General features: G+C 62.4%; 28 protein-coding genes. All 28 read right to left on the bottom strand.

Annotation, left to right across the window (positions count from 1 at the left end; all coding sequences use genetic code 11):
* Nucleotide 1: 1 nt before the first annotated feature.
* Nucleotides 2-610, bottom strand: a complete 609-nt coding sequence (locus ACESY8_RS10230) for a J domain-containing protein (protein ID WP_021632372.1) — start codon at nucleotides 608-610, stop codon at nucleotides 2-4.
* Nucleotides 607-1,476, bottom strand: a complete 870-nt coding sequence (locus tag ACESY8_RS10235; protein ID WP_054338331.1) for a DUF5685 family protein — start codon at nucleotides 1,474-1,476, stop codon at nucleotides 607-609. The genes ACESY8_RS10230 and ACESY8_RS10235 overlap by 4 nt, the downstream gene beginning before the upstream one ends.
* Nucleotides 1,476-1,904: a SoxR reducing system RseC family protein gene (locus ACESY8_RS10240; RefSeq protein WP_007488783.1), complete on the bottom strand. Its 429-nt coding sequence runs from the start codon at nucleotides 1,902-1,904 to the stop codon at nucleotides 1,476-1,478. Before ACESY8_RS10240 ends, ACESY8_RS10235 begins: the two co-directional genes overlap by 1 nt.
* Before the next feature lie 15 nt (nucleotides 1,905-1,919).
* Complete coding sequence (locus tag ACESY8_RS10245; RefSeq protein WP_054338330.1) at nucleotides 1,920-3,167, bottom strand: CdaR family protein; 1,248 nt, start codon at nucleotides 3,165-3,167, stop codon at nucleotides 1,920-1,922.
* Nucleotides 3,148-4,035 (bottom strand): diadenylate cyclase CdaA, encoded by an 888-nt coding sequence (gene cdaA, locus ACESY8_RS10250; RefSeq protein WP_044940654.1) that lies wholly within the window; start codon nucleotides 4,033-4,035, stop codon nucleotides 3,148-3,150. Before cdaA ends, ACESY8_RS10245 begins: the two co-directional genes overlap by 20 nt.
* Before the next feature lie 172 nt (nucleotides 4,036-4,207).
* Complete coding sequence (locus ACESY8_RS10255) at nucleotides 4,208-5,332, bottom strand: aminotransferase class V-fold PLP-dependent enzyme (RefSeq protein ID WP_009256889.1); 1,125 nt, start codon at nucleotides 5,330-5,332, stop codon at nucleotides 4,208-4,210.
* Nucleotides 5,329-5,583 carry a putative Se/S carrier protein gene (locus ACESY8_RS10260; RefSeq protein WP_007488777.1) on the bottom strand — a complete coding sequence of 85 codons (255 nt, stop codon included), beginning with the start codon at nucleotides 5,581-5,583 and terminating at the stop codon, nucleotides 5,329-5,331. Before ACESY8_RS10260 ends, ACESY8_RS10255 begins: the two co-directional genes overlap by 4 nt.
* A 56-nt stretch (nucleotides 5,584-5,639) precedes the next feature.
* Nucleotides 5,640-6,116 carry a 2-C-methyl-D-erythritol 2,4-cyclodiphosphate synthase gene (gene ispF, locus ACESY8_RS10265; protein ID WP_009256890.1) on the bottom strand — a complete coding sequence of 159 codons (477 nt, stop codon included), beginning with the start codon at nucleotides 6,114-6,116 and terminating at the stop codon, nucleotides 5,640-5,642.
* Nucleotides 6,113-6,847, bottom strand: coding sequence for a 2-C-methyl-D-erythritol 4-phosphate cytidylyltransferase (ispD, locus tag ACESY8_RS10270; protein ID WP_009256891.1), 735 nt, complete (start codon nucleotides 6,845-6,847; stop codon nucleotides 6,113-6,115). Before ispD ends, ispF begins: the two co-directional genes overlap by 4 nt.
* Nucleotides 6,848-6,948: 101 nt before the next feature.
* Nucleotides 6,949-7,425: a CarD family transcriptional regulator gene (locus ACESY8_RS10275; protein WP_009256892.1), complete on the bottom strand. Its 477-nt coding sequence runs from the start codon at nucleotides 7,423-7,425 to the stop codon at nucleotides 6,949-6,951.
* 176 nt (nucleotides 7,426-7,601) lie between these two features.
* The gene (locus tag ACESY8_RS10280; RefSeq protein ID WP_024724112.1) at nucleotides 7,602-9,554 is read right to left on the bottom strand and encodes a bifunctional 4-hydroxy-3-methylbut-2-enyl diphosphate reductase/30S ribosomal protein S1; all 1,953 of its coding nucleotides are present in this window, start codon (nucleotides 9,552-9,554) and stop codon (nucleotides 7,602-7,604) included.
* A complete protein-coding gene (locus ACESY8_RS10285) occupies nucleotides 9,551-10,165 on the bottom strand; it encodes a lysophospholipid acyltransferase family protein (protein ID WP_054338329.1) in 615 nt (204 codons plus the stop codon). Before ACESY8_RS10285 ends, ACESY8_RS10280 begins: the two co-directional genes overlap by 4 nt.
* Nucleotides 10,162-10,842 carry a (d)CMP kinase gene (cmk, locus tag ACESY8_RS10290; protein WP_024724114.1) on the bottom strand — a complete coding sequence of 227 codons (681 nt, stop codon included), beginning with the start codon at nucleotides 10,840-10,842 and terminating at the stop codon, nucleotides 10,162-10,164. The genes ACESY8_RS10285 and cmk overlap by 4 nt, the downstream gene beginning before the upstream one ends.
* A complete protein-coding gene (locus tag ACESY8_RS10295; RefSeq protein WP_082382816.1) occupies nucleotides 10,839-12,086 on the bottom strand; it encodes a BaiN/RdsA family NAD(P)/FAD-dependent oxidoreductase in 1,248 nt (415 codons plus the stop codon). The genes cmk and ACESY8_RS10295 overlap by 4 nt, the downstream gene beginning before the upstream one ends.
* On the bottom strand, nucleotides 12,083-12,952 hold the full coding sequence (locus ACESY8_RS10300; RefSeq protein ID WP_007488764.1) for a MurR/RpiR family transcriptional regulator: 870 nt from the start codon (nucleotides 12,950-12,952) through the stop codon (nucleotides 12,083-12,085). Before ACESY8_RS10300 ends, ACESY8_RS10295 begins: the two co-directional genes overlap by 4 nt.
* 143 nt (nucleotides 12,953-13,095) lie before the next feature.
* Complete coding sequence (locus ACESY8_RS10305; RefSeq protein WP_204681735.1) at nucleotides 13,096-13,788, bottom strand: pseudouridine synthase; 693 nt, start codon at nucleotides 13,786-13,788, stop codon at nucleotides 13,096-13,098.
* A 16-nt stretch (nucleotides 13,789-13,804) separates the two neighbouring features.
* Entirely contained in the window at nucleotides 13,805-14,956 is a 1,152-nt protein-coding gene (locus tag ACESY8_RS10310) for a D-alanyl-D-alanine carboxypeptidase family protein (protein WP_054338328.1), read from the bottom strand.
* A gap of 40 nt (nucleotides 14,957-14,996) precedes the next feature.
* Nucleotides 14,997-15,401, bottom strand: coding sequence for a GerW family sporulation protein (gene ytfJ / locus ACESY8_RS10315; RefSeq protein ID WP_007488761.1), 405 nt, complete (start codon nucleotides 15,399-15,401; stop codon nucleotides 14,997-14,999).
* Between the two features lie 3 nt (nucleotides 15,402-15,404).
* Nucleotides 15,405-16,040 carry a DUF2953 domain-containing protein gene (locus ACESY8_RS10320; RefSeq protein ID WP_054338327.1) on the bottom strand — a complete coding sequence of 212 codons (636 nt, stop codon included), beginning with the start codon at nucleotides 16,038-16,040 and terminating at the stop codon, nucleotides 15,405-15,407.
* Between the two features lie 6 nt (nucleotides 16,041-16,046).
* Nucleotides 16,047-16,706 (bottom strand): SMC-Scp complex subunit ScpB, encoded by a 660-nt coding sequence (scpB, locus tag ACESY8_RS10325; RefSeq protein WP_021632361.1) that lies wholly within the window; start codon nucleotides 16,704-16,706, stop codon nucleotides 16,047-16,049.
* Between the two features lie 9 nt (nucleotides 16,707-16,715).
* Nucleotides 16,716-17,471: a segregation and condensation protein A gene (locus tag ACESY8_RS10330; RefSeq protein ID WP_009256898.1), complete on the bottom strand. Its 756-nt coding sequence runs from the start codon at nucleotides 17,469-17,471 to the stop codon at nucleotides 16,716-16,718.
* 65 nt (nucleotides 17,472-17,536) lie between these two features.
* On the bottom strand, nucleotides 17,537-18,247 hold the full coding sequence (locus ACESY8_RS10335; protein WP_007488757.1) for a site-2 protease family protein: 711 nt from the start codon (nucleotides 18,245-18,247) through the stop codon (nucleotides 17,537-17,539).
* Nucleotides 18,248-18,349: 102 nt separating this feature from the next.
* A complete protein-coding gene (locus tag ACESY8_RS10340) occupies nucleotides 18,350-19,117 on the bottom strand; it encodes a fumarylacetoacetate hydrolase family protein (protein WP_054338326.1) in 768 nt (255 codons plus the stop codon).
* Entirely contained in the window at nucleotides 19,114-19,713 is a 600-nt protein-coding gene (yihA, locus tag ACESY8_RS10345; RefSeq protein WP_054338325.1) for a ribosome biogenesis GTP-binding protein YihA/YsxC, read from the bottom strand. Before yihA ends, ACESY8_RS10340 begins: the two co-directional genes overlap by 4 nt.
* 9 nt (nucleotides 19,714-19,722) lie before the next feature.
* Complete coding sequence (lon, locus tag ACESY8_RS10350; RefSeq protein WP_054338324.1) at nucleotides 19,723-22,134, bottom strand: endopeptidase La; 2,412 nt, start codon at nucleotides 22,132-22,134, stop codon at nucleotides 19,723-19,725.
* An 84-nt stretch (nucleotides 22,135-22,218) separates the two neighbouring features.
* Entirely contained in the window at nucleotides 22,219-23,535 is a 1,317-nt protein-coding gene (gene clpX, locus ACESY8_RS10355) for an ATP-dependent Clp protease ATP-binding subunit ClpX (RefSeq protein ID WP_054338323.1), read from the bottom strand.
* Between the two features lie 73 nt (nucleotides 23,536-23,608).
* Nucleotides 23,609-24,190 carry an ATP-dependent Clp endopeptidase proteolytic subunit ClpP gene (gene clpP / locus ACESY8_RS10360; RefSeq protein ID WP_007488747.1) on the bottom strand — a complete coding sequence of 194 codons (582 nt, stop codon included), beginning with the start codon at nucleotides 24,188-24,190 and terminating at the stop codon, nucleotides 23,609-23,611.
* 103 nt (nucleotides 24,191-24,293) lie between these two features.
* Complete coding sequence (gene tig / locus ACESY8_RS10365) at nucleotides 24,294-25,715, bottom strand: trigger factor (RefSeq protein WP_054338322.1); 1,422 nt, start codon at nucleotides 25,713-25,715, stop codon at nucleotides 24,294-24,296.
* Nucleotides 25,716-25,758 lie beyond the last annotated feature (43 nt).

Below are 25,758 nucleotides of genomic sequence, written 5' to 3' on the forward strand. Positions count from 1 at the left end.
CTCAGTTCCCACAGCACATGTTCATGCAAAGGCAGGCCGTACAGCAGTCGCAGGCGTCGATCCCACCGCCGTAGCCGTAGGGGCGGTAGGCCTGTCCACCCTGGCGCATCATCATCAGCGCCTGCCGGTACTCCCCGTTGGCCGGGTCCATGTTGCAGGCCATCTGGAAATGCTGGGTGGCCTCGTCCAGCCAGCCCTTGCGGTAGGCGATGGACCCGGTGAGAAAGTGCCACTCGGCATCCTGGCTGGCAGCGCCGCGGAGGAGCTGCTCGGCCCGGCCGATGTCGCCCATGTTGATGGCCTGCCGTACCTGGTTGTAGAGGCTCCCTGAGGAGGCGCTGGAGTACTGCTGCTGATAGCCGCCCTGGTAGGAGCCGCGGTAGGCCCCCTGGCTCTGGTAGCCGCCGGAGGCCCCTCCCCCGCTGCGCATCTTGGTAATGGTATCGTAGGCCTCGTTGATCTCCTTCATCTTCTCCTCGGCCAGATCGGCCAGGGGGTTGTTTTGATAGTTGTCCGGGTGGTATTTCCGGGCCAGCTCCCGGTAGGCGCGTTTGATCTCCTCGTCGCTGGCGTCGGGCTTGACCCCCAGCACAATGTACGGATCTGTCATGAAATCCTTCTCCTGTTTTGATGATTGACGGCCTTCCAACGGCCGGTAAAAACCAGCTCCTCCACCATAGGCAGCCCCAGATAGAGGATATTCTCCACGGCGCCCTGCCAGTGGCCCAGCTCCAGGAGCGCACAGGCGGAGCGGGCCAGGTTCAGAGAGTGGAGAAGGGTGGTGCGCAGATAATCCCGGTTCGCCTCCACCTGCTCCGGAAAACGGGCGGCAATGGGGTTGTAGGACCCGGTGCGTCCGTCCTCCTCCAGATCGTCCCAGGCGTCCACCAGGTAAATCCACCGCCCCACATGGTAGAGGAGCTGCTCCAGGGCGCGGGTCCGGGCGGAGGACTGCTCTGGAAGGGCGGCCGCCGCCAGGATGCGGGCAAAGGTGTCCGCCGTCCGGTCCAGCGAGGGAGAGCCCTCCTGCTCCAGGGCCTGGAGCTCCTCCAGACAGCTTCGCACCGCCCGGTCAAACTCCGGCCGGGCCTGGGCCGCCCGGCGGTAGCCGGGTCGGAGCAGAAAGGACAGAACCCGGGCGGCATTTCCCTTCCAGAAGGGACCGTCCGCCACCGTGTCCCGCAGCTTCCAATAGCTGAGGATGGTTCCAGCGTCCGCCGCCGCATCCACGCTTCCGGCGCAGATGCAGCCTTTTTTCCGACACCAGAGGCGGGCCGGACAGCGCTTCCGCTCCGCCGTAGGCTTCGAGCCGTCCAAGAGCATGGCGAGAAAGGTAAAGTCGTAGTTCAGAAAGAACCGGGTGAAAAAGCCGTGCCGCCTTCCCAATGCGCGGCAGAGTCCGCAGTAGAGGGCCTCGTAGTCCCGCAGCTCGCGCACTTTCAACTCGTCCCGGTTGGGGCGCACATAGCCGAACATCAGGCCTCCGGCGCAATGGCGGTAATGCAGAAGGAAATGGCCTGCTGCCTGCGCACCCGGCGGTCCCACAGAACGGCCAGCAGGAGCCCTAGTGCGAACCCGGCCACCCCGACGGCCGCGCTGACTCCCGAAGAGAGCCGGAAAGCCGCACAGAGGAAATAGCCGGCGAAAAAGAGCAGGAAGGGCACCAGATAGACGATCACAGCCGCGCCCAGTACCCGGCTGGTGGAGGACTCCACCGTCACCATGTCGCCGGGCATGGCCCGGACCGGATTGGCGGCAATCACTGCTACGGTGGAGCTGACCATCAGTTCGCTGCAGCCTCCGCCGCATTTGGAGCAGTCGTGGCCGCAGGCAGACTGACGCTTGACGGCCACCTCCGCCCTGCCGTCAGCCAGGACGCGGGTTACCTTTGCTGTTTGAACCATACTTTCACCTGATTTCTACGATCTTGAGACCGAAATGGAAATGTTGTACTCACCGACCACGCCCACCTCGCTGCTGCCATCCAGATAGACCTTGACCGGCACTGTCCGGCTTCCGGTGGACAGATCCAGGTTGGACAGATCGGCCACAATCCGGACTTGGGAGGCCGTGACCGCATCTACGGCTTCCTGGGTGCCGCGGATCAAAACCGTGCAGGACTGGGTGTTGCGTGTGATCTCATAGCCGCCCGGCTTATTGATAATCTCAATATTTCCAGCCTCCAGTGTCTTAGTGACCAAGCCCTCCACGGTGACGGTTACCTTGGCCTCTGTAGTGCCGCTGACATTGGTCAGGGATGGGTCCAAATTAATCGTCATAGACTGTGTCAGGGTGCCAAATACCTTGGACAGGTCAATCTCCCCCAGGCTGATGCGGTCCAACTGATCCAGGATCTCTGCGCTGCCCGCTACCATCAGGGTTCTGGGCTCAATGTCTACGGTTACATTATCTGCGGTGGCGCCGCCGCCGGGAATGAGATCCACGGTTAGCTCCACCTCCTTCATCTTCTCCACCGGGAGGGTAACCAGCACGGTCTCCGGTTCCGTCTCCACCAGGCCGGCGGCGATGGGCTGGCCGTTGGTGCCGATGAGGGTATAGCTACAGTCGGCGCTGTAGGTGGAATTCATATCCTCCTGAGAGATGGTGACTTGGGCGTGATCCACCTGACTGACCAACTCCTCCTGGCCGCTGACGGTAATGGTATCCGGCGCGAAGGAGAAGTCACGGCGTTGGAAGCCTTCGGCCACGCTGCCGTTAAAGGTTCCTTGAACCGGGATCTCCTTGCTGCTCCAGCGGGAAACGGTGAAGTCGATGGTACTTGGGCTGGTGTAGCGTACGTCAATGGAGTCGATTATGGTGATGGAGCGGGGAAAATTGATGTTGCGTGAGGTAATAGCCACACTCTGCTCCCCTGGCTCGGTAATACCGGAGACATCCACCACCACAGTGGTATCTCCCTGGTTCAGGCGGCTCCACACCTCGCCGCGGGCAGACAGCTGCAAATTGACCGTCTGCTCTGCTCCCTCAGAGATCATCAGTCCCCGCTCTTCAAGCTTTTCCAATCCACTGAATACCACCCGGACATTCCGCAGGGTTCCGGTGTCCACCGAGTTGGGGTCGTTGCCGACGTAGACCCAGAGGAGAAACGCCAGCAGGATGGAGAGCACCACATAGAACCACCGGCTGTTAAGAATTTTCGTTCCCATCCTGCTTTTTCCCCTTTCCAAAGCGGAGCAGATTGCCCAGCTTGAATTTGGACGCGGCCTCGTCATTCTCCCGTTCCGGAAGCAGCTCATTGCGGAGCAGGCGCTCCAGAGTCTCCGGCGCCAGGTGGCGCTTGAGCATGCCGCCCACCGCCACGGAGATGGAGCCGGTCTCCTCCGAGACAATAGCCACCACGGCGTCCGTGTGCTCACTTGCTCCGATGCCTGCCCGGTGGCGCATGCCCAACTCCCGCGACAGATTTACATTGCCCGACATGGGAAGCATACAGCCCGCGCCCACAATCCGTCCAGCGCGGACAATCACCGCGCCGTCGTGGAGCGGGGCCTTGTTCCAGAAGATATTTTTCAGCAGTTCGGCATTCACCGTACAGTCCAGCGCGGTTCCGGTCTTGATGGCATCATCCAGCATGTTTTTCCGCTCAAACACCATCAGCGCGCCGGTCTTGCTCTTGGAAAGGGACGTATAGGCATCCACCGTCTGAGTGATGGCACTGTCCAGCTCGTTGCGTGCCTCCTCCGGTGTAAACACCTTCCCGAGGCTGGTGCGGCCCATCTGCTCCAGAAAGCGGCGGATTTCAGGCTGGAAAATGACCACCAGGGCTACCACACCCCACACCATGAGCTGCTGAAGCAGATAGCTGACCGTGTTGAGGTGGAAGAAGGTGGAGACACCCAGGGCAAACAGCAGCAGCAGTACGCCCTTGGCCACCGCGCCGGAGTTGGTGCGGCGCATCAGCATAATCACCTTATAGATAAGAAAGGCCATGATCGCGATATCAACCACATCAGAGATACCAAACAGGACGACCTTTCCCTTGAATTCCTGGAGCAAATACAAAATGCCTTCCATTTCCTCGTCTCCCGCTTCCGGCCGCGCCGGCATCCTTGCTTCCCGCAGAGTACATGTATATCCTTTAACTGATTTATTATACTGTATTCACAGGCGGTTGACAAGTAGAAGGGAAATCAATTTTCTGTGAACAGGCCCTGTGTGCAGACACAAAAAATAGCCGCAGACGCGGCTATTTTTGCCCGGCGGTCAGCCGCGCAACCTCCTGTGTGAAGCGCTCGACTTCCCGGGGTGTATTGAAGGCGGAGACGCTGGCGCGGACTGTCCCAGCCTCCAGCGTCCCGGCCGACTGATGGGCCAGCGGCGCGCAGTGCAGGCCGGCACGGACGGCAATCCCTCTGGCGCCCAGGGCCTCGCCTACCGCTTCACAGTCCATTCCGTCTATCTGGAAGGAGAGCACGCCGGCCTGGACGGCTCCCCCATCCCCGTAGACAGTCACGCCGGGAATGCGGGACAGTCCGGCAGCCGCTTGGCGGATCAGGCGGCGCTCATGGGTCAAAATACGCTCCGTCCCCTGTGTCTGAACATAACGAAGTCCCTCCAGCAGGCCGGCAATGCCGGGCATGTTGTGGGTGCCTGCCTCCAGGCGGTCGGGCAGGAAATCGGGCATGGCCTGGAGCGCCGAGGCGCTTCCGGTGCCGCCCATGAGTAGTGGGTGGGTCTCCGCCCCGCAGAGCAGCAGGCCGGTGCCCTGGGGACCGTAAAGTCCCTTGTGTCCCGGCATGGCGACAAAGGCTGCGCCCAGCTCCCCCATGTGGACGGGCAGACACCCGGCCGACTGGGAGGCGTCCAGCACAAAGGGAATTCCACGTTCCCGGCACAGGGCCGCGATGCCCTCCACCGGCAGGATGAAGCCGAACACGTTGGACACATGGTTACAAATGACGGCCCTCACCGTCTCGTCCAGCTGGCGCTCAAAGGCGCGGACTTGAGCCTCCGGATCAAAGAGCGGGCCTGCAGCCACCCGGATATTGACACCAAGGGCGTGGAGCGGTCGGGTGACGGCGTTGTGCTCATAGCCGGAGATCACCACGGCGTCCCCGGGCTTCAACAGGGAATGAATGGCGAGATTCAGCCCATGGGTGGCGTTGGAGGTGAACACCACCTGTTCTGGGCTCTCCACCTGAAAGAGCTCCGCCGCTGCCTGACGGCAGAGAAAGGCGGTTTCTGCCGCCCGCATGGCGGGAACATGCCCGCCGCGGCCAGGGGTTGCCAGGCGCCCCACTGCGGACGAAACCGCCCGCGCCACGGCGGGCGGTTTTTGTAAGGTTGTGGCCGCGCTGTCAAGATAGATCATAGCAGAACCTCTTTATAGCTGCCGTCGCTGGACATGATATAGATGCGCTTGGGCGTCAGCCCGACGCGGCCCAAAATCAGCAGCGCCGGGGCCAGATTGCGTTCCGAAACCTTGACGGAGTGGCTACACCCCTCCCCGGAAATCATCTTTGGCGAGCGGAGGATGTGGGCCGTAATGCCCGCCCGCTCCAGAGCGGAGGCCGTCCGCTGGGCGTAGGTCAGGGAACGGCAGACAATGAGATAGTAAACCATATAGAAACGCTCCTCTCAGTGCAGTGTATGCACCGGAGGAGCGTCTGGTTCGCCGGTTACAGAAGGTTCTCCACCAGGCAGACGGCATGGGCGGCAATGCCGTCTCCCGTGCCGGTAAAGCCAAGGCCCTCCTCTGTGGTGGCCTTGACGCTGACAGCGTCCACCGGCACCTGGAGCCGCCAGGCCAGATTCCGGCGCATTTGCTCCAGATAGGGGGCCAGTTTTGGGGCCTGGGCCAGCACGGTGGCATCCACATTGCCTACCCGGTATCCCCTCTGACGGAGGCGGGAAACCACCTCGTCCAGCAGCCGCAGGCTGTCCGCCCCCGCGTAGGCCGGGTCGCTGTCCGGGAACAGGTGCCCGATATCTCCAAGGGCGCAGGCGCCCAGCAGGGCGTCCATCACCGCGTGGGTGAGCACATCCGCGTCGGAGTGACCCAGCAGGCCCTTGTCAAAGGGCACCTCCACACCGCCCAGAATCAGCCGCCGGCCCTCCACCAGGCGGTGTACGTCATATCCATGTCCAATTCTCACTGCTGCTCCCTCCAAGCGAAAAGCGCCTCCGCCACCGCCAGATCCTCCGGGGTGGTGATTTTCAAATTGCAGTAGTCCCCCTGCGTCAGGGATACGCCGATGCCCAGCCGCTCCACCGCTCCGCAGTCGTCAGTCAGGGCGGCCCCGTCCTCCAGGGCCTTGACCAGGGCGGCCTTGATCAGATCCACCTGAAACACCTGGGGTGTCTGCACGGCAAAGAGCTCCGAACGCTCCAGCGTAGCCTCCACCAGACCGTCCCGCGCCCGCTTTATGGTGTCCTTCACCGGCACCGCCGGGGCGGCTGCGCCGCACTCTGCGGCGCGGAAAATCACCGTCTCCAGCACCTCCTGGCTGACCAGGGGGCGGGCCCCGTCGTGGATGGCCACCAACTCCGCGCCGGAGGAGAGCTCCCCAAGCCCGGCCAGAACCGAGTGGGTGCGGGTAGCCCCACCCACTATCACCTTGCGGACCTTGGACAAGCCGGCATCCCGGCAGAGCTGGCCAATGGGGACGATCAGATCCTCCCGGGTGACCACGATAATCTCGGCAAGATAGGGGCACAGCTCCAGCGCCCGCAGGGTATGTAGCAAAACGGGCTGCTCCTCCAGGGGAAGGAGCAGCTTGTCCTGGCCCTCCATCCGGGTGGAGCTCCCGGCCGCGGGGACCACGGCGGAACAGCGGAGCTCCGGTGTCCGCTGCCGCCGGAACAGCCGCCCAAGCAGTCCGGCCATGTCCATTCCTCCTCCACAAAAAAAGAGCCGTTTCGGCTCCTCCCCCGTTTCCCTCCAGGGGTCCGGTGGGCGGTCACAGCGGACCGCCCCTACAGACTGTATTAGGCCAAGGCGGTATTTATGCGCGCCTCAACATCTTCATAACTGGCATCCTGCGAGAGCACAATCTCTGAGATCAAAATCTGCTTGGCCGAGTGGAGCATCTTCCGCTCCCCGGTGGACAGGCCGCGCTCCTCCTCGCGGAGCATCAGGCCCTTGACTACACGGGCCACCTCCAGCAGATTCCCGCTCTTGAGGCGAAGCATATTCTCCCGGTAGCGCCGGTTCCAGTTTGGGGTCATGTCCACCTCGATGTCCGGGATGGCCGCGATCACCCGGTCCGCCTCGTCGCCCTTCACCACCGGGCGAACACCGATCTCCTCACTGTTTGCCGTGGGGATCATGACCAGCATGCCGCCCACCGGCAGCTTGAGAATGTAGTAATCCCTTACCACGCCGTTGACTTTTTTCTGCACGATGCTGTCAATGATACCGGCACCGTGCATTGGATGCACAATCTTGTCTCCAACCTGAAACACGCTCCCACCTCCCAGCAGAACATTCCGATGCGTATAACTTCATTTTTACCCTACATATCGTATTATAGACGCATTCCTCACCCTTTGCAAGTCATTTTGTGTGTCTTATTTGTAAAAATGAAAAAAACCGTGCGGTTTCCAAGCGGAAACAGCACGGTTTCATTGTAGGAATGTGATTACTCCTCGTTGACATCCTCGGACTCAGCGGGCTCGTCGCCGCCCTCCAGCAGGGCGCGGATGGACAGGGAGACCTTCTTATTGTCGTAGTCGATGTCGATGATCTTCACATCCACCATTTGGCCCTCGCTCAGCACGTCACCGGGCTTGTCGATGCGGTGGTCGGCGATCTGGGAGATGTGGATCAGGCCGTCCACACCGGGCACAACCTCGGCAAAGGCGCCGAAGGTCATCAGCTTGACTACGCGGACATTGGCCACGTCGCCGGGCTGATACTTGCCAGTGAACACCTCCCAGGGGTTCTGGGAGCGGTCCTTCATCCCCAGGGAGATCTTCTTCTTCTCCTTGTCGAAGGAGATGACATAGACCTCCACGGTGTCACCCACGGAGACGACCTCGGAGGGATGCTTGATGCGGGACCAGGACAGCTCAGAGATGTGAACCATACCGTCCACGCCGCCGATGTCCACAAAAGCGCCGTAAGAGGTCAGGCTCTTCACAGTGCCGGTATAGCGCTTGTTCTCCTCAATGTTGGCCCACACCTCGGCGGCCTTGGCGGCGCGCTCCTCGGCCTCAACGGCGCGGATGGAGCCCACCACACGGCGGCGGGCGCGGTTGACCTCGGTGATGCGCAGGCGGACATGCTGCTTGAGCAGCTGGCTCATCGGGGTCTCCCGGGGCAGGCCAGTCTGGGAGGCGGGCACAAAGACGCGCACACCCTTGATGGACACAACGACGCCGCCCTTGTTCTCCTCGGTGACCACACCCTCAACGGTGGTGTGCTCCTCACGGGCCTGCTCGATGTCATCCCAGCTCTTCACGGTGTCAAGGCGCTTCTTGGAGAGGGTGACCACACCCTCCTGGTCGTTCACACGCATGACATAGGTCTCAATCTCGTCGCCGATCTTTACCAGGTCCTCAACCTTGGCCGTAGGGTCGTCGGTCAGTTCGGACACCGGTATGTAACCGGCGTGCTTGGTGCCGAGATCCACATAGATCTCAGTAGGCGTAATGCCAGTGACAACGCCCGTAACCTTCTCCCCTGTATTTAAAGTTTTGATCGACTTCTCCAGCATTTCAGCGAAGGATTCCTCGATCTCAATGTTTTCGTCGCTCATTTTGTCATAGACCTCCTTTATAATCCACTCAGGCGTGGACGCGCCCGCAGTGATTCCAATAGAAGCCTTCCGACACAGGTTGGAAGGTTCCAGCTCCGCCGCCCGTTCGATCCAAACGACCATGGGACAGAGTGCCCCGCATAACTCGGCCAGCCGTTTGGTATTGGAGCTCTCCCGCCCTCCGATGACGACCATAGCATCGGAGCGCGCGGCCAGCGCCTGGGCCTCAGACTGTCGTTTACACGTAGCATTACATATTGTATCAAAAATTTTTAAGTTTGTACACTCTTTTTTTGCTTTTTCTACGCAGGAATCCCAAATAAAACGGGTGGAGGTGGTTTGTGAGACCATAGTGAGAGGTATGTCCCGCCGTTCCGGCGCGGTTTCCAGCCAGTTCGACAGCTCCGCCACCCCCTCCAGCACCACCGGCCGCCGGCACCATCCGGCGATGGCGGCCACCTCCGGATGGGTGCGGGTGCCGATGATGAGCACCTGCCGCCCCCCCTCCTCAGCGCGGGAGACGATCTGGTGTATGCGGGACACATTGGGGCAGGTGGCGTCGATGACCGGCCGGCCCAGGCGCGCCAGCGCCTCATGGACGGGCCGTCCCTCCCCGTGGGAACGGATAAGCACCGCCGTCCCAGGCGGAACCTCCTCCGGGGTGTCCACCAGGCCCACCCCTATGGACTCCAGATAGGCGATCACGTCCCGGTTGTGGATGATGGGCCCCAGCATGACGCACGGCCGGCCCCCCTCCGCCGCCATCTCCGCCATCTGCACCGCCCGGCGGACTCCGTAGCAGAAGCCGGCGGAGCGGGCCAGCTCCAGCCTCACCGGCCAGCCTGAGGCTTCAAAGCCTCAATGCGCTCCATCAGATCATCGGCCACCGCGTGGTAGTCCTCCGGCGTGGGCTTACGCCCCTCGGGTGCCTTAGGATAGTATGCCTCGCCGAACACGACGGGATTCCAGCGGAACCACTTTTTCTCCGCAGGAAGATAGATGGGGACGATGGGCACGCCGGTACGCAGGGCCAGCATGGCCGCGCCGGTCTTGGCATCGCCGAATTCGCCGTCCTGGTGGCGGGTGCCCTCCGGGAACATGAGCAGCAGTTCACCGTCCTTCAGGTACTTCATCGCCGTCTTGATAGCCGCCACGTCCGCCTTGCCCCGCTTGACGCCGAAAATGCCGCCGTGCTTCAGCACCCAGCCGATGAGGGGCCAGTGCATAATCTCCTCCTTGGCCATGACGTGGATCTGGTAATGCCACCCCAGTGCATAGGCGATGAACAGCGGGTCATTGGTGCGGGTGTGGTTGGCGCACAGCAGCGCGCCCCCTTCGGGCCTGTTCTGTTTATTGATGCACCGTGTGGGCATCACGATACGGAACACGACCCAGAGTACCATATAGGCAATGCAGTAAATGACATTTTTCTTTCGCTTCTTCATGCCTTCAGACGCTCCTTTATGGTTTCCAGAAGGACGTCCAGGCTCTCGTCCAGGGAATTTCCGGTGGTATCCACCAGCAGGGCGTCCTCCGCCTGCCGCAGCGGCGCGGCGGAGCGCCGGGTGTCGTGCTCATCCCGGAGAATGATATCCCGGAGCACGGTGTCATAGTCCGCCTCCTGCCCCCGCTTCCGCAGCTCGTCAAAGCGGCGGCGGGCCCGGTCCTCTGGCGAGGCGGTGAGGAAAATCTTTACATCCGCGCCGGGGAGGACCACCGTGCCGATGTCCCGGCCGTCCATGATCACATCGTGCTCCCGGGCCATGTCCCGCTGACGCTCCAGGAGAAAGGCCCGCACCGCCGGGATGGCCGACACGCCGGAGGTATACCGGGAGATCACATGCTGGCGGATGGCATCGGTCACATCCTCGCCGTCCAGATACATATGCTGCAGGCCGTCCGCGCCATACTTCAGCTCGATGTCCAGGCCGTCCAGCAGAGCGGTCACCGCCGCCTCGTCCTCCGGGTCCACTCCGGCCCGGTAGGCCCGCAGACCTACGGTCCGATAGATGGCCCCGGTATCCACATACAAAAAGCCCAGCCTGCGGGCCAGCAGCTTCGCCAGGGTGGACTTTCCCGCCCCGGAGGGGCCGTCCACGGCGATGCTCTTGTGCTTTGTCATGGGTTGATTCCTCCTATGTCTTGTGCGGCGGCCTCTCCAGCGGCGTGGCCGGTGGACCAGGCAATTTGCAGGTTGAAGCCGCCAGTGTAGGCATCCACATCCAGCACCTCCCCGGCAAAATAAACGCCGGGGGCCTTCTTGGATTCCAAAGTGGTGGGATTGATCTCGGATACCTTTATCCCACCTGAGGTGACGATGGCCTCCTCCACCGGGCGGGGCCCCTGTATGTCGATGCGCAGGCACTTGAGGACCTCCAGCAGACGGCGGCGCTGGGCCTTCGTCACCGAATGAACCTTCTCCGCCGCCGGGATGCCGGTACGCTCCACCAGCACCGGCACCATCAGGCGGGGTGCCAGGCCCTCCAGAACATTGTGAAAGTCCCGGTTGGCGTTCTCCTCAAAGTCCCGCAGCAGACGGCGGTCCAGCTTCTCCTCATCCAGTGCGGGCTTCAAATCCAGATTGATGTAGTAGTGCTCTGTGTCAAAGTCCCGCATATGGGCGCTGGCGCTGAGAATCAGCGGCCCGGACAGGCCAAAGTGGGTGAACAGCAACTCCCCCTGCCCGGCGTAGACGGTCTTCTTTTTGCCGTTGCGCACCTGAATGGCCACGTTGCGCAGCGACAGGCCCTGCATTTTTGCACAGGCATCCCCCTCCGCCACCAGTGGCACAAGGCTGCCTCTGGGCGGCAGAATGGTGTGGCCCAGCGCCTCAGCCAGGGCATATCCGTCACCGGTGGAGCCGGTCAGCGGATAGGAAACCCCGCCGGTGGCGATGACCACCGCCCCGCCGGGGTAAAAGCCGCGCTCCCCCTCCACGCCGGTGAGGACCTCACCCTCCCGTCGCAGGGCGCGGGCCCGGTCCTGCACAATGTGCACCCCGGACCGACGCAGGGCCAACAGCAGGGCGTCGATGATGTCGGCGGCTTTGTCGGAGCAGGGAAAGACCCGGTTCCCCCGCTCTGTTTTCAGCGGCACTCCCAGGCCCTCAAAAAACGCCTTCACCGCCTCCGGGGGAAAGCGGGTGACGGCGCTGGTGAGGAACCGGCTGTTGCGTGGGACATTCTGCAGCACCTCCGGCGCCGCACAGTCGTTGGTCACGTTGCAGCGGCCCTTTCCGGTGATGTAGAGCTTGCGCCCCAGCTTGGGATTGCGCTCCAGCAGGGTGACGGCTGCACCCTTTTGGGCGGCGGCGACGGCGGCCATACAGCCGGCCGCACCGCCGCCGATGACAATTACATGCTTCAAGTGATCTCTTCCACTTTCTCATAGACCTCATATTCATCCCAGATCTGCTCCAGTGTCTCAAAGGTCTGGGAGAGGTCGTCGTTTTTCTTGCGGCCGATGGCCACAATCAGCGCGTTGATCAGCGACAGCGGAGCCACCAGGGAGTCCACGAAGGACGCCATATCGCTCTTGGCCAGCAGGGTCAGGGTGGAGATGGGAGCCAAGGGGGAGGTTTCGCTGTCGGTGAGGGCGATGGTGGCGGCCCCCCGGTCGTGGGCAAACTGCATGGCCTTCACCGTCCGGCGGGAATACCGCGGGAAGCTGACGCCCACAATGACATCGTTGGGACCGATGCGCAAGAGCTGCTCGAATACCTCACTGGTGGAGGTGGCGTGTACCACGGTGACATTGTCAAAAATCAGGTTGAAGTAGAAGCCCAGAAAGCTGGCCAGGGCCGCCGCGGAGCGCACGCCAAGGATATAGATGTGGCGGGCGTCCACAATGGCGCTTACCGCCCGGTCGAAGTCCTCCCGGTTGGTCTCCTCCAGAGTCATATGGATCTTATCCATATCCGACTGCATGACCATGGACAGGATGTCCTGATTGCCGATGCGGTCGTTGGAGACCTCAATGCGCTGGATGGAGGTGAGCTTGCTCCGGATCATCTCCTGCAGGGCCTTCTGCATAGCGGGATAACCGTCATACCCCAGTTCAGCGGCAAAGCGCACCACGGTAGACTCACTGACGTTGACCGTCTTGCCCAGGCGGCTGGCAGTCATGAAAGCGGCCTTGTCATAGGATTCCAGGATAAAGCCGGCAATCAGCTTCTGTCCCTTGGAAAAGGTACTCATATTGGTCTGAATGACCGAAAGGATATCTTTGGACATTGTGGACGATCCCTCGCATTTCTGCCCGCCCGTGGCGGGAATGATACCACGCTGTGTTTTGATTCGTCCCTATCATACCGAGAATTGACCGGAAAAGCAATCCCTTTTCTGCAAGTTTTCCTGATCTCCTTGCAAAAAAGAGATCATTTTCGCAGGAGACAAAGCTCCTCACCTGTCAGGCGCCGCCATGCTCCCACAGGCAGCGCGCCCAGGCAGAGCTCCCCCTCCCGCACCCGCTGGAGGCGGCGCACCCGCAGGCCCGCTGTGGCGCACATCCGGCGCACCTGCCGGTTGCGCCCCTCATGGATGACCACGGAGAGCACCCCCTCCCCCACCGGAGTGACCTGGGCCGGACGGAGGGCGTACCCATCCAGCTCCATAGGGCCCCGCAGCACCGGGAGGGCGGTGTCCACGTCGCCCTCCACCCACACCCGGTATTCCTTCTCCACCTCGTGGCTGGGGTGGAGAAGGGCGTGGGTCAGCGCCCCGTCGTCGGTGAGGAGGAGCAGCCCCTCGGAGTCCAGATCCAGCCGCCCCACCGGCCACACCCGGGCGCCGCAGCCGGCCACCAGCTCCGCCACGGTGCGTCGCCCCTTCTCATCAGAGAGGGTGGTTACGTAGCCCCTGGGCTTGTTGAGCATCAGATAAGTACGGCGGGCGGGCCGCCGCAGAGGCCGCCCGTCCACTCGGATGTCGTCCCGCTCCGGGTCGGCCTTGTCCCCCACCCGCGCGGTACATCCGTTTACCGTCACCCGCCCGGCGGAGAGATAGCCCTCCGCCGCCCGCCGGGAGGACACGCCGTGGGCCGAAAGGATTTTCTGCAGCCGCTCTTCCATGGCCGCTCCCCCCTTTTTATAAATTCGAATCAGAGATCCAGCGGCAGCAGACCGTCGCCAGCGTGTCGGCCTCCCCCGCCCGGAACCAGTCCAGCACCCGGCCGAACAGGCCGCGGCCGGCCCGGTCGTCCGCCACATCGCCGGCATAGAGCAGATAGGTCTCGCCGATTACCGCGCCGTCCAGCGTAAAGAGCAGCCGACCGGCAATGGTTCCGCCCTGGATCGGGGCCTCCACCCGCTCCGGCAGCTCCACACGGGCCTTGACCAGCTCTCCTTCCGTCAGCGGATAGTACACATCGGAGGCCGTATAGACCGGAACAAAGCGGTTGAGGCTGCCCGTCACCGGGAGCATGCGGAAGGTCCGGTTCGCCAGGGCCAGCATGGCGCTGCGGTAGTGGGCAAAGCCATAGTCAAACAGGGCGGCGTGGTCTGCCCAGTCGTTGGGATCATTCAGCGTAACGGCAATCAGGCGCTGCCCATCCCGCTCCGCACAGGAAACCAACGTCCGCCCCGCCCTGTCCGTGTAGCCGGTCTTGAGGCCAGTGCAGCCCTCATACCGCCAGAGTAACTTGTTGTGATTGGTGAGGGTGCGCCCTGCCACCGTGATGGAACGGGTACCCACGATCTTTGCCAGCGCTTCGTGCTCCATCACCACCCGGGCCAGGGCAGCCATGTCGGCGGCGGTGGAGTAGTGCCCCTCGTCGTTGAGCCCGTTTGGGTTTTCAAAGTGGGTGTGCTCCATGCCCAGCTCGGCGGCCTTGTCATTCATCCAGGCCACAAAAGTGTCTACGTCCCCGGCGCAGAAGCCCGCAATGGCCACCGCCGCGTCATTGCCCGAGGCGAGCAGCAGCCCGTAGAGCAGCGCCTCCAGCGTCAGCTCCTCCCCCGCCTTCAGATACATGGAGGAGCCCTCCACTCCGGTCCACTCGGGCCGGATGGTGACTACCTCGGACAGATCAGGGTGAGCTTCCACCGCCACCAGCGCGGTCATCAGCTTGGTAATGCTGGCAATGGGGCGCTCCTCCTCCGCGTTCTGGGCATAAAGGACCCGGCCGCTTTCCCCATCGATCAGGATGGCGGAGGCAGCCGAGATGCCGGGCCCGGCGGCCCGGACGGAGGGACAGAGCAGAACAGCCAGTGTCAAAAGGACGGCGGCAAACCGTTTCAAACAGCATCACCTCAGGGGATAGATGCTGCTAGTATGCGTGTCAGCCCTGGGATTTATCCTTGTCCTGCTGCTTCTCGATAAAGCCGGTGACCTTGTCAATCACATCGGGCACCATCTCTACCACCCGGTCCACGGCGGTGCCGGGCGGAGGCGCTACGGGCATCAGGCGCACCGAGTCCCCCTTGACAATCAGGAAGGCCACCGGGGACAGGTTCATTCCCGCGCCGCTGCCGCCGCCGAAGGAGTTGTCGTCCTCCGGCTTCTGGTTCTTGGAGGTAAAGTCGCTGCCGCCGGAGGCGAAGCCCACCGTCAGCTTGGAGATGGGAATGATGGTGATCTCACCGGCCAAAATGGGCTTGCCCACAATGGTGTTGACGTCCGCGATCTCCCGGAGCTTCTGCATAGTGGTGGTCATCAGATCACCGATGGGATGCTGCTTTTCCATACGTTAAACCGCCTCTTTCTGCTTGCTTGTCGCCGGGCTCCCGGCCTCGGCGCGGTACTTGGAGAACTCTGCCAGAAACCGTGTGGTCAGGCGCAGGCCCAGCGCCAGCGCCTGGCCGGCGGTCAGGGTGGCCGCCGCGTAGAGATAGACGGAGGGCCGCTCCGCGTTAAAGTCCACCCGGGTGCGCAGCCTCCGCTCCTTCACGTTAAAATTCTGCTCCACCAGCGGCCAGATCATACCGATAAATGCGTTCGCCCCGCCGAAGCACAGGGCGGCGGCGGCGGGGTCCGGCGCCGCCGCGGTAACTTCAAGCTGGAACACATCGATGCGCAGCTTGCGCCGGAAGCGCCCCGCCGCCTCGGCGATCAGCGGAAGAAACCGCTTCACCAGCGCCAGCGGCCCGCCGCCCAGCTCCGGCTGCGGGCGTTCCTCCCGTTTTTTCTCCCTTTGGGACGATTTCCCAGCCTTTCGGCGGGGCCGCTTCGGCTTTCTGGGATAGAGCATCAGGCGCAGCGGCCCTACCTTCAGCTTGAGCCGCAGTCCGGCGGTGGAGTACTCCGCCAACGCGCCCAGTCGCACCAGGCGGAGGAGCGCCCCCAGCGCCAGAAGCACCGCGCCCAGGATCAGGATTGCTTTCATCGGGCCCTACGCCTCCTCCTCGGCCTGTGCTATCTCCCGGGCCGCCTGAAGCAGCTCCTCCTCGGTGACCTCCTCTGTCCCCTCCGCGGTCTGGGCGGCCTGAAGCCGCTCCACCGCCGCCTGCATCTCCAGGGTAAGCTGTCCGTCCTCCGGGGTGGTGTTGGGCAGCTCGGGCAGCTCATCCAGATTGGATAGTCCGAAGGAGCGCAGGAAGGTCTGGGTGGTGCGGTACTGGATGGGGCGACCCGGCACGGCCAAGCGGCCGCACTCCTCGATCAAGTCACGCTCCAGAAGCAGGCTGACGGTGTAGGAGCTGTCCACGCCGCGGATCTGGTCCACATAGGCCCGTGTGGCAGGCTGGTAGTAGGCGATGATGGCCAGCACCTCCAGGGCGGGCTGGCTCAGGCGGGCGGGCCGCCGACTCTCAAACGCCCGGCGGATGCAGTCGGCAAACTCCGGCGCAGAGCAGAGCTGATAGCTGTTGTCCAGCCGCACCAGGCGGATGCCACGCCGCTCATAGCGGTAGGCATCGGCCAGGCGTTGGCACACGGAGTCCGCCGTGATCCGGTCGATGTCCAGCGCCAAACACAGGCGCTCCACCCCCACCGGCTCCCCGGCGGCAAAGAGGACCCCTTCAATGGCGGATTCAATTTCCTTCAATTCCATAGTATACCCTCAATCTGCCGTTTTCTCCCCATCGGTGGTCAGCTCCAGCTCTCCCCCGCCCTCCTCGGTACAGGTCACGGTGCAGTCGCTCTCCGTGCCTGCCAGCCGCAGGCGGCGGGCCTTGCACAGCTCCAGCACTGCGATAAAGGTGGCCACCACCTCCGAGCGGCTCCGGTTGCCCTTGAACAGAGCCCGGAACCGGGTCACACCGAAGCGGCTGAGCCGTTCCAGAATTTCGCCGGCCTTGTCCGCCACCGGGTAGGGCTCCCGGCCCACGATGCCCTCGAAGGCCGCCATGGGTGGCGGGAGGCGGTGGTCCACCCGGGCCAGCACCGCCGTCATGGCACGCAGCAGATCCTCCGGCTTGTGGACGTAGCGGTAGGTCCTATTAACCGGCAGGGCCTCGGGCACCTTGGGAATATAGTCCCGGCCGATGGCGTAGCGGTCGGACAGCTCTGGCACGATGGCCTTGATCTTGGCAAAGTTTTCGTGGCGCTGGTGCTCCTCCAGAGAGGCAATGAGCTGTTCCATCTCGGAGATGGCCTCCTCGTCGTGGATGGAGAGCAGCATCCGCGTCTTGATGAACACCAGGTGGGCCGCCATAGTGACAAACTCGCTCGCCACCTCCAGATCCAGCCGCTTGCGCTGATCCATCCACTCCAGATACTGGTCTAGGATCAGGGAGATCTGGATGTCCTTGATCTCCATCCTGTTCTTGCTCAGCAGGTGGAGGATCAAATCCAGTGGGCCGTTGAAGTCCTCCATAGCCTCATCCCGGGCCTTGACCACCTTTTCCAGATGAAAAATCGGCGTTTCGATGGCGCCTCACCTCAAAACAGATTTAAAATAGCAGACGCGTCCTGGAACAGCAGCAACCCGCCCAGAGGCATTCCGGTGAGGGTGCAAAAGCCCCGTAGGACATGGACCATCAGGAAGGACAGGGGCTTGTCGAACACCCCCACCAGCACCAGGAGGATCACCACTCCCATCACATACTTCTCATAGCGCAAGATGGTGTAGTAGATTCGGTCGGGCAGCAGGGCGAACAGGATTTTGGAGCCGTCCAGGGGCGACAGGGGGATCAGGTTGAACAGCCCCATCCCCACCCCCAACAGGGCCATGTTGGACAGGAAGCACAGCACGAACACCGCCGCCGGGCCCAGAGGGGCCAGATGGAACACGGCGGAGCTGACTCCCACCGCCGCCAGGGCGGTGAGGAAGTTGGCCGCCGGTCCGGCTAGGGCGGTAAGCGCCATTCCCTGCCTGGGGTGCTTAAAATAGCGCATATCCACCGGCACCGGCTTGGCCCAGCCCACCTTGGCCACGAGCATCATCAGCAGACCCACCACATCCAGATGCCGGATGGGATTGAGGGTCAGCCGCCCGGCATTTTTGGCCGTGGGATCTCCCAGTCGCCAAGCCACAAAGCCGTGGGACAGCTCGTGCAGGGTGATGCACAGCAGAGCTGCCGCGGCGCTGATAAGGAGGGTGAGCAGGCCCCACCAGTCCATGTTGTTGAGAAAGTCGGATATGGAGCCCAAGCGTCCGCCCCCCTAGCACAAAGATCGTGTCAATTATAGCAAATTTCCAGGAGAAACTCAAGGAAAAGCGGCGGAGCCCTCCCCTGAGCGTCCGCCGTCCTCTCATACAATGGAGTTGCATAGGATTCCGATGCCTGAAACCTCCACCTCTACTGTATCGCCTGGCTGCATGGGGCCCACACCGGCGGGGGTGCCGGTGGCGATCACGTCCCCCGGCTCCAGGGTCATGGAGGCGGTGATGAAAGAGATGAGCGCCCGTACACCAGTGATGAGCTGCTCTGTCCTCCCCTGCTGCACCACCTGACCGTTCAGTCGGGTGGTGATGGTCAGGTGTTCCGGGTCCACCTCGTCGGTGACGACAGGCCCCATGGGGGCAAAGCCATCCATATTTTTGCCGCGGGCCCACTGGCCGTCCGCCTTCTGGACATCCCGGGCGGTGATATCGTTGAGGCAGGTGTAGCCCAGCACATAGTCCAGCGCCTCCTCCTCCGGCACATCCTTGGCACGCCGCTTCATTACCACGGCCAGCTCTCCCTCGTAATCCAGCCGCCCTACAAAGTCTGGGGCGTGAACCGTCCCCAGGTGGGCGTTGAGGGCGTTGGGGGCCTTGAGAAACAGGGTGGGCCGGTCGGGGGTGTTGGAGGCATCCAACATGGACTTCATTTCATGGATGTGGTCGAAATAGTTCTTTCCAATGCAGACAATTTTTGTGGCCTCACAGGGAGCCAGGAGGCGGCAGCCGGACAGGGGCAGGCTCTCTCCGTCATAACGGACACCCTCAAAGGGCGGCTCTGTCAGAGTGCGCACCACATCGCCGTGGAGCACCCCCCACACGCCCCTTCCTTCTCGCAGCAGTTTGACAAATCTCATACGCTTCCCTCCGCGTGCTCCAGGATCAGATTGAGCAGCTCCTGTTTGCCGTCTCCCTTCTCGGTTGAAAAGGGAATCAGCTTTACAGGCTCGTCCAGCTCAAGAGTTTCCCGGATGCGCGCCAGGTTCGGCTCTATGTCGCTCTTGCGCAGCTTATCCAGCTTGTTGGCCACAACCGCAAAGGGACGGCCGCTGTTCTTGAAAAACTCCGCCATGGTGCAGTCGTCCGCCGTGGGCTTGTGCCGGGCATCCACGATCATCAGTCCCAGGGTCATCAGGGAGTTGTCCGCGAACCACTCCTCCATCAGGCGACCCCAGCGGGCTTTCTCCGCCTGGGACACCTTGGCGTAGCCATAGCCGGGGAGATCCACCAGGTAGAAAGCGCCGTCGATCAAAAAGTAGTTGATGTGGGTGGTCTTGCCCGGTGCCGCGCCCACCCGGGCAAAATTCTTCCGGTTGAGCAGCCGGTTGATCACCGAGGACTTGCCCACGTTGGAGCGGCCGGCAAAGGCCACCTGAGGCAGGCGATCCCGGGGAAAGTCCCCGGCCTTGGCCGCGGAGCGCACAAACTCCGCCTTCTGTAAATTCACACTCATGTCAATTCCTCACTGTCGGAAGGTGGGTACTTCCCGGCTCCGGGAGCCGGACTCAGGGGGCGGGAGCGCGTCATCCCGAAGGGGGTCGCAGGTCTTCAGCTCCAGCGCCTCGGCCAGCACCGAATCCACCTGCTCCACCGGAACAAAGTGCAGAGCGGCCCGGACGGTGGGGTCGATCTCCTCCAGATCCGGCACATTGTCCGCCGGCAGGAACACGGTTTTGATGCCGTTGCGGTAGGCGGCCATGGTCTTCTCCTTCAGGCCGCCAATGTGCAGCACTCTGCCCCGTAAAGTAACTTCACCTGTCATTGCGATCTCCCGCCTCACCGGCGCGCCGGTGAGGGCGGACACCATGGCGGTGGTGATGGCAATGCCGGCGGAGGGGCCGTCCTTGGGCACTGCTCCCTCCGGGAAGTGGACGTGAATGTCCTTCGTCTTGTAAAAATCCGCCTCGATTCCCAGTTGGACGGCGCGGCTGCGGATGTAGGACAGGGCGGCCTGGGCGGACTCCTTCATGACGCTGCCCAGGTTGCCGGTGAGCTCTACCTTGCCGGAGCCGGGCACCACGCCCGCCTCCACCTCCAGGATCTCGCCCCCCACCTGGGTCCAGGCCAGGCCGTTGACCACGCCTACCTGCTCCGTCCGGGGCAGCCGCTCCGGGTGATAGCGGCGGATACCCAGATAGTCCTCCAGGTTATCTCCTGTGATGTGAATCGACTTTACACCATTTGACACAATGTCCATAGCCGCCTTCCGGCACAGTGCCCCCAGCTTCCGCTCCAGAACACGGACGCCGGCCTCACGGGTATAGCCCCGAATCAGCTCCCGGATGGCGTCGTCGGTCAGCCTGAGCTGGGCCTTTGTCAACCCGTGGCGTTTCAGCTCCTTGGGCAGCAGGTGCCGCTTGGCGATCTGCAGCTTCTCCTCATCGGTATAGCTGGTCAGTTCAATGACCTCCATCCGGTCCAGCAGGGGCCGGGGGATGGTATCCAGGGTGTTGGCGGTGGTGATAAAGAGCACGTCGGAGAGATCGAAGGGCACCTCCAGAAAATGGTCGCGGAAGGTGCTGTTCTGCTCGGCGTCCAGCACCTCCAGCAGGGCCGAGGCGGGATCGCCCCGCTGATCATTGCCCAGCTTGTCGATCTCATCCAGCAACAGCAGCGGATTACAGCTCTCAGCCTGCTTGACGGCGGCAATGATGCGGCCCGGCATGGCCCCCACATAGGTCTTGCGGTGGCCGCGGATCTCCGCCTCGTCATGGACGCCGCCCAGGGAGATACGGGCCAGCTTACGGTTTAAGGCCCGCGACATGCTCATGGCGATGGAGGTCTTGCCCACGCCGGGAGGCCCCACCAGGCAGAGGATCTGTCCCTTCAGCCCGGGGGCCAACTGCTTGACCGCCAGGAACTCCAAAATGCGCTCCTTGACCTTCTCCAGGCCGTAGTGGTCGGCGTCCAGCACCTTGCGGGCCGCCTCCACGTTGACCCGCTCCTTGGTGTGCTTGCCCCAGGGCAGCTCCAGCACGGTATCCAGGTAATTGCGCAGAACGGTGGCCTCGGCGGAGCCGAAGGGCTGCTTCTCCAGCCGGCCCACCTCTTTCGTGAGCTTGTCCGCCACCTCCTGGGGCAGCTTGGCCTTGGCGATGCGCTGGCGGTACTCGGCAATCTCGCTGTCGCCGCCGGCACCCTCCTCCCCCAGCTCCTGCCGGAGAACCTTGAGCTGCTCCCGCAGAACATAGTCCCGCTGGCTGCGGGTGAGCTGCTCCCGCACCTTGCCCTGCATCTCCTGTTCCAACTCCAGAATCTCCACCTCCCGGCGGAGGCTCTGGCACAGGCGCTCCAGGCGGCGCACCGGCCGCAGCTCCTCCAGAATGGCCTGCTTGTCCCCCGTGCGCATGGGCAGGTTCTGGGCGATGTAGTCGGCGATGTAGCCCGGATCCTCACTGGAGAGCACCGAGAGGAGCACATCGGGGGTCATCTTGGGAGCCAGCTCGATGAACCGCTCGAACAGCTCGTAGGTCTGGCGGATAAGGGCCTCCGTCCGGGCGGAGCGGCGGACCGGCTGTTCCGCCGGAAGCTCCTCCACCAGGGCGTTCAGGTAGGGCGTGGTCTTGGGCAGAAGGCACAGCCGCCCGCGGCTGATCCCCTCCACCATCACCCGCACGTTGTCTCCGGGCAGGCGCAGAATCTGGCGCACATTGCAGATGGTCCCAATGCTGTAAAGGTCCTTTTCCTGCGGGCTTTCAACGGCCAGCTCCCGCTGGGCCACCAGGAAAATCGGCTGGCCTGAGGCCATGGACTCGTCCAGTGCCTGAATGGACGCCTGCCGTCCCACATCGAAGTGGAGCAGCATCTGTGGAAAGACGGTCAGCCCCCGCAGGGCCAGAGCAGGCATAGTTTGCTGCCGGTTCAGTTCTTCCATCACACATTCACTTCCTTCCAGGGCAGGGATTTGATGCAGAATGGGGCGAGGGATGCTCCCCCGCCCCACCGGTTCAGTTGCTGTTTAAGAGACATTTCCCTTGGGGGATACGCCCCCCTGCTCCGCATGGAGGGCGGCACCGCCAAGACGGGGCCGCTGGGTGCGGTCGGGATCGTGCTCAACGGCGGGGGAAACGTGTTCTTTCACGCTCTCAGCCGTAATCGTCACCCGGGTGATCGTTGGATCGGAGGGCACCTCGTACATCAGAGGGGTCATTACCTCCTCCAGCACGGCCCGCAGGCCGCGGGCGCCGATGCCGCGCTCGATGGCCCGGTCGGCGGCAGCCTCCAGCGCCTGGGTATCGAAGTCCAGCTCCACCATGTCGTACTCCAACAGCTTCTGGTACTGCTTCACCAGGGCATTCTTCGGCTCGGTGAGGATGCGCACCAGTTGTCCCTTGTCCAGAGCGTTCAGGGTGGTGATCACCGGCAGGCGGCCTACCAGCTCCGGGATGATTCCGAACTTGAGCAGATCGTGGGGCTGTACCTGCTTGAGCACCGAGGTAGTATCCCGCTCCTTCTTACTCTGGATGTCCGCGCCGAAGCCAATGGTCTTTTTGTCCAGGCGCTGCTCGATGATCTTCTCCATCCCGTCGAAAGCGCCGCCGCAGATGAAGAGGATATTCTTGGTGTTGATCTGGATGAACTCCTGGTGGGGATGCTTGCGGCCGCCCTGGGGCGGAACGTTGGCCACAGTACCCTCCAGGATTTTCAGCAGGGCCTGTTGCACGCCCTCGCCAGACACGTCGCGGGTAATGGAGGTGTTCTCACTCTTGCGGGCGATCTTGTCGATCTCGTCCACGTAGATGATGCCGCGCTCAGCCAGCTCGATGTCGTAGTCGGCAGCCTGCACCAGTCGCAGGAGGATGTTCTCCACGTCGTCGCCCACATATCCGGCCTCGGTGAGGGTAGTGGCGTCGGCGATGGCGAAGGGCACCTTCAGAATCCGGGCCAGGGTCTGGGCGAACAGGGTCTTGCCGCAGCCCGTAGGCCCCATGAGCAGGATGTTGCTCTTCTGGAGCTCCACGTCCTCCCCGCCGCCGAAGTAGATGCGCTTATAGTGGTTGTAGACCGCCACGGACAAGGCGATTTTAGCGTCCTCCTGCCCGATGATATACTGGTCCAGCACGTCGCGGATCTCCCTGGGGGTGGGGATCACATCGGGGATGTCCGGCCCGGCCTGCTCCTCGGGATCGTAAGTGTCGTCCAGAATGCTCATGCACAGGTGGACACACTCGTTGCAGATATAGGCGCCCGGACCGGCGATGATGCGGGCGACCTGTTCCTGGTGCTTGCCGCAGAAGGAACAGCGCACGGATTTGCGCTCGTCATTTTTCGGCATGGTTTGCTCCCTCAAGTCTTTCTAAGGCTCAGAGGGAGCGGGGCGTTTGCTTCCCCGCTCCCTCTGTTGGATTTTATCGCGTATAAATGACCTTGTCAATCAGGCCGTACTCCTTAGCCTCCTCGGCGGACATGAAATTGTCGCGCTCGCAGTCGGCTGTAACCACTTCCAGCGGCTTACCGGTGTTGTCCGCCAGAATGTGGTTCATGCGCTTTTTGATAATCTCCAGGCGCTTCAGGTGGATGGCCATATCGGTGATCTGTCCCTGAGTGCCGGCGGAGGGCTGATGGATCATGATCTCCGCGTTGGGCAGAGCCAAGCGCTTGCCCTTGGCGCCGGAGGAGAGCAGAAACGCGCCCATGCTGGCAGCCATGCCGATGCAAATAGTGGATACATCGCACTTAATATACTGCATCGTGTCATAAATGGCCATACCGTCGGTGACGGAGCCGCCGGGACTGTTGATGTAAAACTGGATGTCCTTGTCCGGGTCCTGGGCCTCCAGATACAGCAACTGGGCCACCACCAGGCTGGCCGTGGTGGCGTTGACCTCTTCTCCCAGGAACACAATGCGGTCGTTTAGCAGGCGGGAAAAGATGTCATAGGAACGCTCGCCGCGGTTGGTCTGCTCTACTACATAAGGAACTAGGCTCATAATGAAGGATCTCCTTTAATTTTGATGTCGGGGTGCAGGGCGCCCCACCATCCTACCGCAGACGGGCAGGCTCACAAACAGAGTATGCCCATCGTTTGGAAACTTATTCCTCCGTCTTCTCCACGGCCGCCTCGGCGGTCTCCTCCACCTTCTTGCGGGAGGTGCCCTTGCGGGCGGTCTTCTTGGGCTTCTCCTCGCCCTCGGCGCTCTCCTCCGCCTTCTTCTTGGTGGACTTCTTCTTGGCGGGGGCCTTGCCGACCTTGGCGCTGTCGTAGACCACGTGCTCAGCCTTGTGGTAGCTCTGCTCCTTGCGGATACTGTCGGCGGTCACTGCGGCCTTCACCTTGTCCACTTCCATGTGATACTGCTCGGCCAGACGCTTGTACTCCTCCTCCAGCTCCTCGTCGGAGATGGTGATATTTTCGGCAGCCACGATGGCGCCCAGCGCCAGCTCACGGCGCACGCGCTCCAGAGCAGCGGCCTTGGCCTGCTCCCGCATGATATCCATGGTCATGCCGGTCATGGCCAGATACTGGTCAAAGGGGATACCCTGGGCCTGGATGCGCTGGGCCATATCGTTGACCAGGTTATCGGCCTCATACTCCACCATGGCGTCGGGAATCTCGACCTCCATGTTGTCCATAACCTGCTCCATCAGAGCGGCCTCGAAGTCACGCTGGTTCTGAGTCTCGCGGCGTTCCTTCAGCTTCTCACCCAGATCCTTTTTAAAGTCGGCGAGGGTATCGAACTCGGACACATCCTTAGCGAACTCGTCGTCCACCTCAGGCAGCTCCTTGGCCTTGACCTCGTGAACCTTCACCTTGAAAACGACTGGTTTGCCGGCCAGTTCGGCGGCATGGTAATCCTCGGGGAAGGTGACGTTCAGCTCCTTCTCGTCGCCGGCTTTGGTGCCCACGAGCTGCTCCTCGAAGCCGGGAATAAAGGAACCGGAGCCCAGCTCCAGGCTGTGGCCCTCGGCCTTGCCGCCGTCGAAGGGCTTGCCGTCCAGGAAGCCCTCGAAGTCAATCACCACAGTGTCGCCGGTCTCGGCCGCCCGCTCCACGGTCACCATGCGGGTGGCGCGGTTGATGAAAGGCTTGAGCTCGTTGTCGACGTCCTCATCAGAGATGGCGACCTCGGCCTTCTCAGCAGTCAGGCCCTTGTACTCGCCCAGCTTCACCTCGGGGCGGACGGTGACCAGGGCCTTGAAGGTCAGGCCCTCCTTGCCCACATCCACGATCTCCACCTTGGGCCACGCCACGGCATCCAGCTTCTCCTGCTCAATAGCCTGGGCATAGGCCTCGGGGTACAAGTCGTTGATAGCATCCTCATAAAACACGCCGGAGCCGTACATGCCCTCGATGATCTTCCGGGGGGCCTTGCCCTTGCGGAAACCGGGCACGCTGATCTTGCCGCGCTGCTTCTTGTAGACCTTCTCGACAGCGGCCTCGAACTCCTCCTTGCCGATCTCGATCACCAGCTCGACGGTGCTCTTCTCCTGCTTCTCGACGCTCTTGACATTCATGTTGTTTACTTCCTCCTGTCAGCCCTGTCCCGCCGCGCATCGG

Source organism: Clostridium sp. ATCC BAA-442 (assembly GCF_964239415.1).
Classification (GTDB): Bacteria; Bacillota; Clostridia; order Oscillospirales; family Oscillospiraceae; genus Flavonifractor; species Flavonifractor plautii.